Raw genomic sequence first — 13,056 nt, forward strand, 5'->3', positions numbered from 1 at the left:
CGCAGGCGACTAGCTCAATCGTAGGATCGACCCAGCGCATGGCTTTGGCGGTTTCGTTCGCTAGTCTGCCGTATTCAACCGCTGTTTTGGCGCCAATCTGCCACGGACCATCCATCTCATTGCCGAGACACCAGGTCTTGAAGTTGTGAGGCGTCTTATATCCGTGCGCAATCCGCATGTCGCTGTAGTAAGAGCCGGAAGGATGATTGCAATACTCGACCAGGTTTCTGGCCGCATCTATTCCCCGGGTTCCGAGGTTTACCGCCATCATCACTTCTGAACCGACCCGTCTGGCCCAATCGGCAAATTCATTGGTGCCCACCTGATTGGTTTCTGTCGTCCACCAGGCGATTTCAAGAGAACGCTTTCGTTCTGCCTTGGGACCAACACCGTCTTCCCAATTGTAGCCGGAGACAAAGTTGCCGCCAGGGTAACGGATGATCGGAACGTTCAGTGCACGTATAGCTTGCAGAGCATCTCCGCGAAAACCTTGCTCATCGGCCGTAGGGTGTCCAGGTTCATAAATCCCGCCGTAGACAGCCCGCCCTAAGTGCTCGATAAACGAACCATATACCCTGGGGTCTACCTCAGCCAGCTTGAAATCCTTATCCACAATCATTGTCGATCGTATTGTCATCTTCATATCGCTCCTTATTTTAGAATTAATGAATTGATTAATTGTAAATTCTTTTTTATGATTACATAATACGTATGGAAAGATATTATAGGCAATATAAATATTAAGGATTAATTAAATTGCTAATTCTGATGAGGCGGAGGGTTTAGCGTGTACTTAACAACTGATTCTGAATCGCTTAAGGTGTATGAAGCACTGGCCAGCGAGGTCCGTCTGAGGATTATCGACCTGCTCGGCACGGAAGAAATGCATATTAAGGAACTGGCTGCAAAGCTGTACCTCAGCAGTGCCATTGTCAGCTCCCATGTCGCTAAACTGCAGAAAGCCGGCATTGTCAGCTCACAAATGAAAAGAATCGACGGCGGTACCTATAAATACTGCTCGCTGTCTGCCAATTTCCTGCAAATTAAGCTCTCCGGAGCGAAGGGGATCGCCCGAAAAGTAGTTGAGGTGTCGATCCCTGTAGGCCATTATACAGATTTGCAGGCATCGCCAACCTGCGGAATTGCCACAACGGAGAAATTAATCGGATATTATGATGATCCGCGTTATTTTCTTGATCCGGAGCGGGTGGATGCGGGCATTCTATGGTTTGCCAAAGGATATGCCGAATATAAAGTACCTAATTATCTGTTTATGGATCAGAAAGTCCAAGAGATTGAAATCTCGCTGGAGATAGGCTCGGAGGCTCCGCATATCAATGAGAAATGGCCTTCTGATATTCTGTTTTCATTAAACGGTCATGATCTGGGGAAATGGACAAGTCCCGGCGACTTCGGCGTAATGCGCGGCAGGTTGACCCCTGCCTGGTGGAATTCCGATGTGAACCAATATGGGCTGCTGAAGGTATTACGGGTGAACCGGGGGGGAACCTACATTGACGGGCAAAAGATTTCGGCGGTTACGCTGGATGATGTATGCTGGCAGCAGGATCAGTGGACCTTCAGGCTTACGGCAGAAGACTCGACCCGAAGGCGTGGAGGACTGACGCTATTCGGCCGCGGCTTCGGAAATTACGAGCAGGATATTGTTTTTCGGGTTTACTATGAGTAGCCCCAATAAGGGTAAATATCCTCCGGCAGAAAAAATGTTTGCGAAACAGTTCAACGGGTAACTATAACTAAGTGACCAAAAAACTGTTAAGCATGAGGAGGATTTCACATGACAGATCACATTCAGAACGAAGCGGATCTCCGCAATAAAGAGAATAAAGACGGCGACTCTCTGGCGGAACGCAAAAAAATGGAGAATGGCGTAGATATTGAGCCGGAAGCCGATGACTGGGTAGCCAAACCAGCGGAATCCGCTCATCCGGACCCGCTGCCGAAGAACTAAATAGGGTTAAGTCAAACAGACTGTCCTGTGGGACGGTCTGTTTTTATTGTGCGGGCGGTTAAGTATTGAGCAGGGTTTAGTTAATATTGTATAATCTAGCTACGTACAACCATCTGTCTTCATTCTCCAGGATCATCGCAGAATTCCCAGGTTATTAAGTTATTGAACTTACGGGGAGGTAATGAAATGCGTAGTCGGAACGAGAACGGCCGGTATAGGCATAAGCGCGGCGAGGCACTGGCCGGCAATTTCGAAAAGAAGTACGGATCGGATGTTGGTGTACGCAGCGAGGTGAAGCTGGAGACGCTGAAAAGGCAAAACGACAGCTCATCAATAACACCGCTGCTGAAGGAACAGCAACATAAGGAGTGAACCCTAAGGTGTACCACGCCCTGTCTTTTAGCACAGAAAAATGTCCATGAAGCCATGATATTGGCTGCAGGGACATTTTTTTTGATTCTTGGATTACATAAATTGGGCTGCAGGATGGCATACTACCTCCCGGATGTACCGATAACAATACTCGATATAGGGGGGAGAATGGGATTAACATATTTCCGGTGCTGTCGCTGGATAGCCATACAGTAATTGTTGTGTCGGGTCAATATTTTTTTTATTTTATGGTCTATTCTTTCTTTGGCTGGGTGCTCGAAGGATCATATAATCTCTATAATCAGGGAAGCTTCCGCAAGGAGGGATTTCTCAAGGGGCCGTTTAAGCCGATGTACGGCTTTGCCCCGCTATTGCTGCTGGCAGCCCAAATGCTGGACCTATCACTTCCGCTGATTCTCGGGCTTACTCTGATCATACCTTCTGCAGTTGAATATGCAAGCGGCTGGCTGCTGAAGTCAGCCTTCCATAAGCAGTGGTGGGATTATTCATCAATGCCGTATCAGCTGCATGGCCATATCTGTCTGAAATTTTCATTATACTGGTGGGTGCTGGCCACTGCTTGTATCTATCTTCTGCAGCCGTTGATGGAGCTTGTCTATCTTTTCCTGGAACCCATTTGGGTACCTATAATGCCTCTGATTATAATGTTGTTCAGTGCCGATTTGCTGTGGACCAGCTGGTCCCGGCGGCGTACCTTGAGAAGGCTGGAACTAGGAGAAGGCTGATCACAAGTCCAAATTATGCAAGACAACAAGGGACATTTCTTAGCCGACATGGCAAAGGCTGTCCCTATTTAGCATGTATACAAGGAAAAACGACCAGCTTTGTCAAATATAGTGAGTGGTTAACAGGATATCAGCAGGAAGAGTTGTAATGGAGAAGATACAGCTGACTGAAGTACGTTAAGGTTATCATTGTGGTCAAGACGCTGAGAACCTGTAATCTGTCCATCGATGAAATCATAGAATGTATGGAAAAGAAAGGGGAAGCAATCATGCCAATATCTGAATACTACCGCTGGCTCCGCAGCAAAGTGGGGCCCGGTCTGCTGATAGTGCCGTCTGTTGCGGCAGTCATACGTAATGAGGCAGGAGAGATCCTCTTTATCCGTAAAGGCGGAGAATCACTGTGGGGAATGCCGGCAGGTGCAGTCGAGCCCGGGGAAACGCCTTCCAGAGCGCTGCGGCGCGAGGTTTTTGAGGAAACGGGACTCATGGTAACACCGGAGCGGATCATTGGCGTATTCGGCGGTGCAAAATATGCATACGAGTACAGTAATGGAGACTGTGTGGAGTATTCAGTTACTGTCTTTGAGTGCTCGATCGTTAAGGGGACACCAAGGAGCATGGATGGGGAATGTGAGGAACTCAGGTTTTTCAGTGAAGAAGAGCTGCCGCAGATTGCTATTCCCTATCCGCCAGAGATATTCCGCCGGGATTCCGGTACAGTAAAAACGATATTTGAATAAAATCTGCTGATAGACCTCTGAATTTACACAGGCTGTCTAAGATTATTGCAAGAAGGGGGCAGAGGTATCAGACGATTACAGAGTGATATTAATCTTATTACATACAGTTGCGCGGCACTGGTAACCATGGTTCTGGGGCTGGGCTCCAGAGCCTATTCAGAACATCTGCCGCGGTTTGTGGCAAGCCATCTGGGTGATGCGCTGTGGGCGGCGATGGTGTACTTTGGTTTCAGGCTGCTGCTGGGCCGGCGCAAGCTGTACATCTCGTTTGCATTGAGCCTTAGCTTCAGCTTCATGATCGAGTTCAGCCAGCTATATCAGGCAGTATGGATTAATGAGGTGAGAGCAACAATCCCTGGCGGACTGATTCTGGGCAAAGGGTTTCTCTGGGTGGACTTTATCCGCTATTCACTTGGGGTTTCAGGTGCATATGTCCTGGACCGCTGCTGTCTCACAAGAATACCGCCGGCATAATCAGCCCATTAGGCTGGTATGCTAGATTTGTTATTTGTTATTCAATTCCATACTGCCAGATTTGGAGATGAGATTCTGTAATGACCATGTTGAATAGCTTAATTGTGGTATGCCTGCAAACAATGATTATTAATACGGCTGAAACGTTATCGTATTCGGTGCGTTATGCCGGAGTGAAGCTGAACAAGATCGCCATAGCTTTGTCCCTAACCGGAATTATTGTACTTGTATCGAGAACAGCAAATATGATCCAGGGCCCGCTGACGGCTAAATTCGTTGATTACTCCAACAGTACAGACCCGAGCTTTCCGCTTGGTAATTATTTACGGATAATTATGCTGGCATCTTCACTAGGCACATTAATCGCCATTGCGCTCTTCCCGACCTTTGTCGGCCTGTTTAGCAGGGTAATCTCCAAGCTGGAGGTGGAAGGCTCACTCCCTAAGCTCCTGAGCAGCGTGACGGTAGAACAGCTTAAGAACACGCGCAAATATATACAAAAAACCCGGATTAAACTGCCCAGCTTCAGATATCTTGGTATCCCAAAGCGGTTTATCATCTTGAATATTTTCGTTACCGGATTTTACACCGTAGGAGTAATCTCCTCATTGTATGCAGGGCATTTATCCCCCCATCTCCTGGCAACCGCTTCAAATTCCTCGGGTCTGATCAACGGATTGGCTACGATCTTGCTGACCATCTTTATTGATCCGCAGCTGGGAATTATTACTCACAAAGCTACAGAACATGCAGAATACCGCGACCAGCTGGGTAAAATCTATGTGATGTTAATGTTTACCCGGTTTCTTGGAACAATGCTGGGCCAGCTTGTGTTCATACCAGCAGCCTATTTCATAAGCTGGATGGTGCAGCTGATCTGATGAGGCCATTATTTTGGCGAAGTTTCAGCAGATGAGGGTGATCGCAGAAGGCATTCAATTCGGCAATTTGGTTTCGGCTAATCGGAGAGCTGTGGTAATCTTTTGTTCCAAGCTATTGATTTGGGTTAGCCAGGTACGGATGTCTCCCATTTTGGTACAAGATAGCTTCATCGCTGCCGCAGCAGTGACCGCGTCGCCCGCCTTCACTGCGGTTTTATAGCGTTTGTCGGCCTCCGAACGTACAGTCTGGATTTCACTGACCTGTTTATTACCGGCAGTTACCTGCTTCCTTAGACCTGCAATTGGTGAGAGTGCTTCTTTGGCCGGCTTATTTCTTGCAGCGGCTGCTGCCTTGGCTACGGTAAGCGCGGTGTTCTTGCTTTTAATCTCCGCCCGGGCTGCTGTTACCGCTGATTTCAATTTATTGCGCTGCAAATCCAGGGCTGTGACTGACTTGAGATTCCCCGCTTTGCGCGCGGCGGTTGCCTGTTTGCCCAGCGCCGAATATTGCTCAAGCAGCACCGCATGCTTCTTCTGCACCGCTGCTGCTTCTGACTTGAGACGGCTCAGCAATGCCTGATCCGTTAATTCAAGCCGGGCATTGATGGCAGCAAGATCACTGATGTTCTGCTTGCGGAGGGCTTGATTACGCTTGCTCTCCGCCTTGACTGTTTCCTGTAGGCTGATGTAGCTGCTGTACAATTCATTAATCTGGTCCAGCGCCTCATCCCAGCCGGAGGCTGCTGCGGCCTGGATGCTGTTCCCAGTGAGGAGCGCCAGCACTATCAGTAAACCGGTAAATCTTCTGATACCATTCGTGATCGCATGTTTAGCCATTTCCGTCAACTCCAGTCTAAATTTTGTTATAGAGCGCACAAAAAAGCACCCCCAAGAAAGGCATCTAGTGCCTGTCCTGCGAGGTGCTTCGCCCGCTCAACTTGTGTAATTGTTATTTACTATAGCTTGAGATTATTGGCAAGTCAAGGAATAAAGGAACATTAGTTCGTTTGATTGATTATAAAATCTTACAGAAGTATATTGAAATGGGATCATTAATGAACAAAGGAGGCGGATATGAATCAGATTCAAGATCTACCCTATGATCAAATAGCTCTTATTACAGGCACCTCCAGCGGCTTTGGACTGCTGACTGCGCTTACCTTGGCGGAAAAAGGATATCACGTGATTGCCACGATGCGTGATCTGGGCCGCAAAGACGAGCTCATCCGTCAGGCTGAGGAAGCTGATGTGCTCAATCGGATTCATTTAATGACGCTGGATGTCACAGATTCAGAGTCTATTGAATCGGCTGTTTCAGCAATTATAGACCGTTTTGGAAGAATTGACGTGCTGGTTAATAATGCAGGCTTTGCCGTCGGCGGGTTCGTAGAGGAAGTAAGTATGGAGGAATGGCGTCACCAGATGGATACGAACTTTTTCGGGCTGGTGGAGGTAACGAAGGCTGTAATTCCTGTGATGCGCCAGCAGCGCGGGGGGTGCATCATTAATGTCAGCAGTGTCAGCGGACTAATCGGCTTTCCCGGTTACGCACCCTATGCCGCGTCCAAGTATGCCGTGGAAGGCTTCAGCGAAAGTCTGCGCCAAGAATTGCTGCCCTTCGGTATCCGGGTCATCCTGGTCGAGCCCGGCTCCTTCCGCACTTCGATCTGGGGCAAAGGCATTGACGGAATCCGGACTAGTGAAGATTCACCCTACAATAAGCAGCTCAATGAGGTGCTAAGCTATTCCCGGCGAACCGCGGAAACTGCACCTGATCCCGGGCAGGTGGCTGAGCTGATCGGAAAGCTGGTCCTCATGCGTGCGCCCAAGCTGCGTTATCCCATCGGCAAAGGCTCCAAGGTTCTGAGTATTGGCAAAGCGCTGCTGCCCTGGAAGACGCTGGAACGGCTCATTGCCAAATCTCTGTCGGGAATGAAATAACTACTCACCGAAAGCTTAAACTCTAAAACCGCACACGCAGGTTCATTGCCAAATTTCAGGAGTTTGCCTAAAATGAAGGTTGATGGATTTTGTATATGCAGAATTGAGGTGTGCTATGCCGGATACAGTAGGATTACATATCTGTTTTGATGAACTGGGGCGTGAGATTGAGGTGCTCGATGTGACTCCCGTGGCGCAGGATAAATACAGGATCGAGGAGACACCGATCTTCAATCCGTGCATTACGCTGGGAGATATTATCCGGGTAACAGAGAAACAGGGCATATCGTATTACGTGGAAACGGTGCAGAAGTCTGCTTACCGGAGATATGCCTGGCTGCTCAGCAAAGAGGCGGCAGGTTCCCTGGAGATCATGGATATGAAGCAGCGGGTGAAGGAGAACGGCGGAAAATGGGAGCAAATCTTCGGCGGTTTGCTCGTCATCCACATGCCCAAAAATACCGTGATCGACACGGACACGGAAATGTCCCGGATACTTGCAAAGTTCGAACTCTAAATATAGATAACCGAGGTGGCAAATGAAAAAATTTCTGAAGCAGTGGGTTCCGAGTATTGCAATTGGTATCATCCTGTCATTATTTATCCGCTCTTATGTTGCTGAAGCGATGAGAGTTCCGACCGACTCCATGGTTCCCACGATTAAAGTGGATGACAGGCTACTGGTCGAGAAGATGCTCTGGCTGACCACGCTGAAGCATGGTGATATCGTTGTGTTTAATCCGCCGGTTGCCGGTGATGAACAGAAGAAATATGTCAAACGTTTGATTGGACTTCCGGGTGACACGATCGAAATTAATGACGGCGCCTTGTTCAGAAACGGTGAAAAGATCGATGAGCCATATCTGAAGGAGACCATGAATTATACCTATGGGCCGGTCACTGTTCCAGAGGATCACTATTTTTTCCTTGGCGACAACCGGAATGTCAGCTATGATGCTCATTTGTGGGTGACTCCTTTTGTAGCCAAGGATAAGTTGATTGGTAAAGTAGTTGCCGATGTGAACAATCTTTTTTAGAACTGTATTAGCCTGTAACCGGGTAATCTACAACAATGACATTTTCGATTATTCCCTCTAGCATAGCCACAAACTCCTGGTGGGCCGGATGCGGCCCATATTGACGCAGGGCTTCCTGATCTTTAAAGGTCACGCGAAGCCCCAGCGTATATCCATGAATATTCCCCGTTTCCTCTGTCACATTTACCCCTGCCGTTAATCCGACAATCCCTGGTATCTGATCCTTCAGCCTCAAAAGTGTCTGCACCAGCAGCTCTTCTGTTTGCGGTTCGTAATTATTGTTGAATTTAAAGACAACTAAATGCTCGTACATAATAATACCTCCTCAAAGTTACAGCTTAGCGTTCATTATACTATAACTGATCGTCTGTCTCATTTTTCTCTACTTTACCAGAGGTGTTTGTGATATTGCTGGCGCTCCGGAAGGCAACTGAAATGAAGTGGAGCACAGATACTTTGCAGATTCATAGCCGCACGCTCTCTGCATCAGAGATCAAGCAGGTTCACGGATGACCGGACACAAGCGATACAGAGTCTTCATGCCTGGGCCGAAAAGAATGGAGTCAGGCTGAAATACGGCAGATTTGTGAAATGGATGTAGTAATATTCGAAAAAGGCGGCTAAAGTAGGGATTCATTTGAACTACTCCGGGCAGTGAATGCGACTTTAACCATATTGTCACTATAAGGTCATTTGGCTATGATCAATTTACACAAGGAATATTATTTACTCAAGAAGGAGTGCTGCAATTTGAAAGTTCATGTCACAGATCTAAAACCCGGCGATTGTCTTATGACTGACACTTTCAATAGTGTGGGCTTGCATATATTGCCCGGCGGGACCATTGTCCAGCGTGAAGAAATCTCCCTGCTGATCCGGCAAAGAATAGAGTATGTAGCAATTGTAGCCCGCGAGCTGCCGCAAACCATTGAGGAGCAGAGCCATGGTCTCCATGATGATTTTGATCAGGTGATCATGAATTATGAATCGACTTTCCTGGAGGCTCTTTCGCAGGGCAGCTTTACACCAGACCTTGTAGATGCTACATTGCAGCCGCTGCTGGAAACATTGGATAAGCAAAAGGATGTTGTATCCCTCTTGCTTCTGCTGGACCGTGAAGATGTTGACACCTACCAGCATTCGCTGCAGGTTGGTCTGCTGTCTTATTATATTGCTACTTGGCTCGGTTACTCCAAAGAGGAGCGCTACAAGATCAGCCGTGCCGGCTACCTGCATGATATCGGCAAAAGCCAGGTGTCATTGTCCATCTTAAATAATTCGGGATGGCTAAATGCTGCCGAGGAAGAAGAGTTGAAGCGCCACACCGCTTATGGTTACGATATTATCCGGAGATCCATGAAGGATGAAGCTACGGCACTGGTTGCGTTGCAGCATCATGAATATGAGGATGGTTCGGGTTATCCGGCCAATCTCCGCAAAAATGATATTCATCCCTATACTGAAATAGTTACTGTCGCTGATATCTATATGAAGCTTACTACGTCCAGGCTGAACCGGCCGAAGCAGGGGCTTGTGTCCGTGCTGCGCCAGGTGCATGAAATGGGCTTTGGCAAGCTGAACGGAAATGTAGTGCAGGCCCTTACAGGGCATTTACTGCCTGGATTCGTTGGTAAGACGGTGCAGCTCAGCAACGGGGAAACAGGTACCATTGTAATGAACAACGCTCTGGATATCTTCAAGCCGCTGATTAAAGTGCATGAGGATTACAGGGATTTATCACGGGAGCGCAGTCTTACGGTTGATGAAGTTTTTATTTAGATAATCAGGATGTCATATAAACAGCTATAGTGTACAGGCTATCTTAACGGATCCGGAGTGACCCGTGGGGATGGCCTTTTTACATTCTGCCGAATTTGAATTCCCTCTGTTAAATGGGCTATGATTAAATCAGAGCCGGCCTATTAAACGGCAGCAGAAAGAGGAGAAATGAATATGAATACAAGCAACCAGATAGAGAATTTCAAGCAGCTCAAATATGAACTTACCCGCTTTATGATGATCTATAAATTCGCCTTGGAAGAAATAGAGACGAAGATTGAAATTCTGAAACAGGAGTTTCAGATGCTCCATGACTATAGCCCAATTGAACACACGAAGTCCCGCATTAAATCTCCTGAGAGTATTATGAACAAAATGCTTCGCAAGAACAGTGAGCTCTCACTGCAAGCCGTACGGTCCAGTATTAAGGATATCGCCGGACTCCGCATCACCTGCTCGTTCATTTCTGACATTTATCAAGTCAGCGAAATGCTGCAGAAGCAGGATGACCTGAAAGTGCTTCAGGTTAAGGATTACATCAAAAATCCGAAGCCTAACGGATATCAGAGCCTGCATCTGCTGGTTGAAGTGCCGGTGTTCCTGTCGGACTGCACAGAGAGGGTGTGTGTAGAAGTGCAGATCCGCACCATTGCTATGGATTTCTGGGCCAGTCTGGAACATAAAATTTTCTATAAATACAGCCAGTCGGTTCCTGAGCATCTGACCCGTGAGCTGAAGAATGCAGCGCTCAAAGCCAACGAGCTGGATCTGCAGATGGAGCGTCTGCACCGTGAGATTAAAGAAATTAAAGATGCCCAGGCTGATGAGGAAGTGATAGAGTTCCAGCGGATCATGATTAACAATCAGCAGTTTAATCTGCCGGCTAACTTTATGAAGCTGCTGGGCGAATAATCATAGTCGAAACCTCCGGTCAGCGTATAGCATGTAAGTATCACTGTAAGGGGGATGATTTATGGCAAGGCAGGCCTACATTACGGATCTCGATGGGACGCTGTTAACCTCAGAACAGAAGCTTACAGCCTACACAATTCAGGTGATTACAGCAGCAATGGAGAATGGGGCGATCATCAGCTTCTCAACGGCCAGGGGTTTCATTAGTGCAGCCAGTGTAGTATCGGAAATATCCTGGAAGTATCCGCTTATTCTTTATAATGGAGCGCTCATTTATGACGGAATGTCCAGGAAGGTGATCGGCGGATACTGGCTAGATCACTTTATTTCTAAGGAGATTATCAGCATCGGGCGGCAGCTTGGCGGCGGGATTACCCCTTTTTATTTCTCACTGGATGAAAATGACCGTGAGAGGGTGCTGCATGAACCGCTCAAACGCGAGGGAGATGTTGTGTTCTTTAACAGCCGTCCGGGGGACGAGCGGTTTCGGGAGGTGGACAAGCTGGAATGCCCGGCAGGACACCGGACTTTGATTATCACTTATATCGGACTGCTGGAAGAGCTTGAGCCTGTTCATCAGGCGGTGAAGCACAGATTCGGGGATAAGATGCAGATCCACTTCATGAAGGACTTATACATAAAAGATCACTATTTCCTGGAATTCAGCCATCCCCAAGGCAACAAAAGCGATGGACTCAAGTTGTGGGCGCAGCATATGGGTCTTGAACCGCAGGATATTACTGTATTCGGTGACCACTTGAATGATCTGGGACTGTTCGCAGCTGCCGGAACAAGGATTGCTGTACAGAACGCCCAGCCGGAGATTAAAGCATTGGCACACCAGGTCATCGCCTCGTGCAACGAAGATGGTGTAGCCAGATTCTTGGAGAAAACTTTGATGTACACGAAGGAGCGGATACCAGGTGAGTGAGCAACAGGTTCGCGCAATTACAGTAGATCAGGTCGGATATTCCAGATCGGGGAAGAAAATCGCCCTGTTTACCGGGACGGAGCATTCATTCCAGGTTGTGAATTCAGAGACGGGAGCGGTAGTATTCAGGGGGGAATCTGCTGCCGCAGCAGACGATAAGGCAAGCGGTGCCAGAGTTCATGCCGCTGACTTCTCAGCGGTTACCGCTGCAGGACGGTATTTCCTGGAAGCCGGGGACGGGGCGGTTTCCGCAACTTTTGCCATTGCCGATAACCCTTATCAGGAACTTCAGAAGGGATTGTTGAAAGCCTTTTATTATTACCGCTGCGGAGCCGAACTAAATGGAGATTATGCCGGACCTTGGGGACATGCTGCCTGCCATCTGGCAGAGGGAACCGTAATCGGCCAGCCTGAGCTTAAGCTGGACAGCAGCGGAGGCTGGCATGATGCAGGGGATTACGGAAAATACTCCGGTCCGGGTGCCAAGGCTGTTGCAGATCTGCTTCTGGCCTATGAGCTATATCCTGCTGCGTTTGCGGGTGACTTTACGCTCCCGGAAAGTGATGGGACTATGCCGGATGTGCTGCTGGAGTGTAAGGTAGAGCTGGATTTTCTGTTCAAAATGCAGGAGGCTTACAGCGGCGGGGTCTATCATAAGCTGACAACGCTGAACTTTCCGGGCCTTGACGTTATGCCGGAGGATGATACGTCAGAACTGTATTTCTCACCGGTATCCGCTGCTGCTACAGGAGATTTTGCCGGGGTAATGGCGATGGCTGCAAGGATCTATGAGCCATTTGATCAATCCTATGCACACCGTTGTCTTGAAGCAGCGGCTGCCGCCTGGCAATGGCTGGAGCAGCATCCGGAGGAGCCGGGCTTTAAGAATCCGCCGCAAATTACCACCGGTGAATACGGGGATTCCGAAGATCATGACGAACGTTTCTGGGCAGCAGCTGAGCTGTACCGGACGACAGGCCAAGAAGTCTACCATAAGGCTGTCCAAGAGTTATCCAGGCTTCCATTCCCCAAATTCAGTCTCGGCTGGGCGGACATGGGCGGTTATGGTACACTGGCCTATCTGCTGAACGGTGAGGCACAGGGGGATCATGCATTATACATTTCCCTTAAGGAAGGGCTGTTTGCGGAAGCGGAGCAGCTTGTCCAGGTGAGCCAGTCGGACGGATACCTCATTTCCCTGCGGGAAGAGGATTACATCTGGGGCAGCAATATGCTGGTGATGAACAACGCGATGCTGCTGCTTGCTG

16 protein-coding genes and 1 pseudogene are annotated in these 13,056 nt (G+C 48.4%); 14 read left to right on the top strand and 3 right to left on the bottom strand.

Annotated elements, in window-relative coordinates; all coding sequences use genetic code 11:
* Positions 1 to 637, bottom strand: a pseudogene (locus AQR02_RS33740) (alpha-N-arabinofuranosidase); the annotation flags it as partial.
* 150 nt (positions 638 to 787) lie between these two features.
* Between AQR02_RS33740 and AQR02_RS07860 the strand changes: the two are divergent.
* The 7 genes from AQR02_RS07860 (at position 788) to AQR02_RS07885 (ending at position 5,188) form a co-directional block, all read left to right on the top strand.
* Positions 788 to 1,690: an ArsR/SmtB family transcription factor gene (locus AQR02_RS07860; protein WP_054940101.1), complete on the top strand. Its 903-nt coding sequence runs from the start codon at positions 788 to 790 to the stop codon at positions 1,688 to 1,690.
* A 108-nt stretch (positions 1,691 to 1,798) separates the two neighbouring features.
* The gene (locus AQR02_RS32795; RefSeq protein WP_167347609.1) at positions 1,799 to 1,972 is read left to right on the top strand and encodes a hypothetical protein; all 174 of its coding nucleotides are present in this window, start codon (positions 1,799 to 1,801) and stop codon (positions 1,970 to 1,972) included.
* Positions 1,973 to 2,158: 186 nt separating this feature from the next.
* Complete coding sequence (locus AQR02_RS07865) at positions 2,159 to 2,344, top strand: hypothetical protein (RefSeq protein WP_054940102.1); 186 nt, start codon at positions 2,159 to 2,161, stop codon at positions 2,342 to 2,344.
* A gap of 221 nt (positions 2,345 to 2,565) precedes the next feature.
* The gene (locus AQR02_RS07870; protein ID WP_245237208.1) at positions 2,566 to 3,090 is read left to right on the top strand and encodes a putative ABC transporter permease; all 525 of its coding nucleotides are present in this window, start codon (positions 2,566 to 2,568) and stop codon (positions 3,088 to 3,090) included.
* A gap of 269 nt (positions 3,091 to 3,359) precedes the next feature.
* Entirely contained in the window at positions 3,360 to 3,833 is a 474-nt protein-coding gene (locus AQR02_RS07875) for an NUDIX domain-containing protein (RefSeq protein WP_054940104.1), read from the top strand.
* 126 nt (positions 3,834 to 3,959) lie between these two features.
* A complete protein-coding gene (locus AQR02_RS07880; RefSeq protein ID WP_082451949.1) occupies positions 3,960 to 4,307 on the top strand; it encodes a ribosomal maturation YjgA family protein in 348 nt (115 codons plus the stop codon).
* 86 nt (positions 4,308 to 4,393) lie between these two features.
* Positions 4,394 to 5,188: a lipid II flippase Amj family protein gene (locus tag AQR02_RS07885; protein ID WP_054942034.1), complete on the top strand. Its 795-nt coding sequence runs from the start codon at positions 4,394 to 4,396 to the stop codon at positions 5,186 to 5,188.
* Positions 5,189 to 5,242: 54 nt separating this feature from the next.
* Here AQR02_RS07885 and AQR02_RS07890 read toward each other — a convergent pair whose 3' ends face one another.
* Positions 5,243 to 6,025, bottom strand: a complete 783-nt coding sequence (locus AQR02_RS07890; protein WP_054940105.1) for a hypothetical protein — start codon at positions 6,023 to 6,025, stop codon at positions 5,243 to 5,245.
* Between the two features lie 237 nt (positions 6,026 to 6,262).
* On the opposite strand from AQR02_RS07890, the gene AQR02_RS07895 reads away from it, so the two are divergent.
* The 3 genes from AQR02_RS07895 to lepB all read left to right on the top strand — a co-directional run bounded on the left by AQR02_RS07895 (position 6,263) and on the right by lepB (position 8,166).
* Positions 6,263 to 7,129, top strand: coding sequence for an SDR family oxidoreductase (locus AQR02_RS07895; RefSeq protein WP_054940106.1), 867 nt, complete (start codon positions 6,263 to 6,265; stop codon positions 7,127 to 7,129).
* 115 nt (positions 7,130 to 7,244) lie between these two features.
* Positions 7,245 to 7,646: a DUF4265 domain-containing protein gene (locus AQR02_RS07900; protein ID WP_159067708.1), complete on the top strand. Its 402-nt coding sequence runs from the start codon at positions 7,245 to 7,247 to the stop codon at positions 7,644 to 7,646.
* A gap of 22 nt (positions 7,647 to 7,668) precedes the next feature.
* Entirely contained in the window at positions 7,669 to 8,166 is a 498-nt protein-coding gene (gene lepB, locus AQR02_RS07905) for a signal peptidase I (protein ID WP_054940108.1), read from the top strand.
* Between the two features lie 7 nt (positions 8,167 to 8,173).
* Here lepB and AQR02_RS07910 read toward each other — a convergent pair whose 3' ends face one another.
* Positions 8,174 to 8,479 carry a Dabb family protein gene (locus AQR02_RS07910; protein WP_187388765.1) on the bottom strand — a complete coding sequence of 102 codons (306 nt, stop codon included), beginning with the start codon at positions 8,477 to 8,479 and terminating at the stop codon, positions 8,174 to 8,176.
* A 437-nt stretch (positions 8,480 to 8,916) separates the two neighbouring features.
* Between AQR02_RS07910 and AQR02_RS07915 the strand changes: the two genes are divergently transcribed.
* The 4 genes from AQR02_RS07915 to AQR02_RS07930 all read left to right on the top strand — a co-directional run.
* On the top strand, positions 8,917 to 9,945 hold the full coding sequence (locus tag AQR02_RS07915; protein WP_054940110.1) for an HD-GYP domain-containing protein: 1,029 nt from the start codon (positions 8,917 to 8,919) through the stop codon (positions 9,943 to 9,945).
* A 174-nt stretch (positions 9,946 to 10,119) separates the two neighbouring features.
* On the top strand, positions 10,120 to 10,857 hold the full coding sequence (locus tag AQR02_RS07920; RefSeq protein WP_054940111.1) for a GTP pyrophosphokinase: 738 nt from the start codon (positions 10,120 to 10,122) through the stop codon (positions 10,855 to 10,857).
* 61 nt (positions 10,858 to 10,918) lie between these two features.
* Entirely contained in the window at positions 10,919 to 11,788 is an 870-nt protein-coding gene (locus tag AQR02_RS07925; RefSeq protein ID WP_054940112.1) for an HAD hydrolase family protein, read from the top strand.
* A partial coding sequence (locus AQR02_RS07930; RefSeq protein WP_245237209.1) for a glycoside hydrolase family 9 protein occupies positions 11,781 to 13,056 on the top strand: 1,276 nt, incomplete at its 3' end. The genes AQR02_RS07925 and AQR02_RS07930, both read left to right, overlap by 8 nt.

Source organism: Paenibacillus ihuae (assembly GCF_001368795.1).
GTDB lineage: Bacteria > Bacillota > Bacilli > Paenibacillales > Paenibacillaceae > Paenibacillus_AQ > Paenibacillus_AQ ihuae.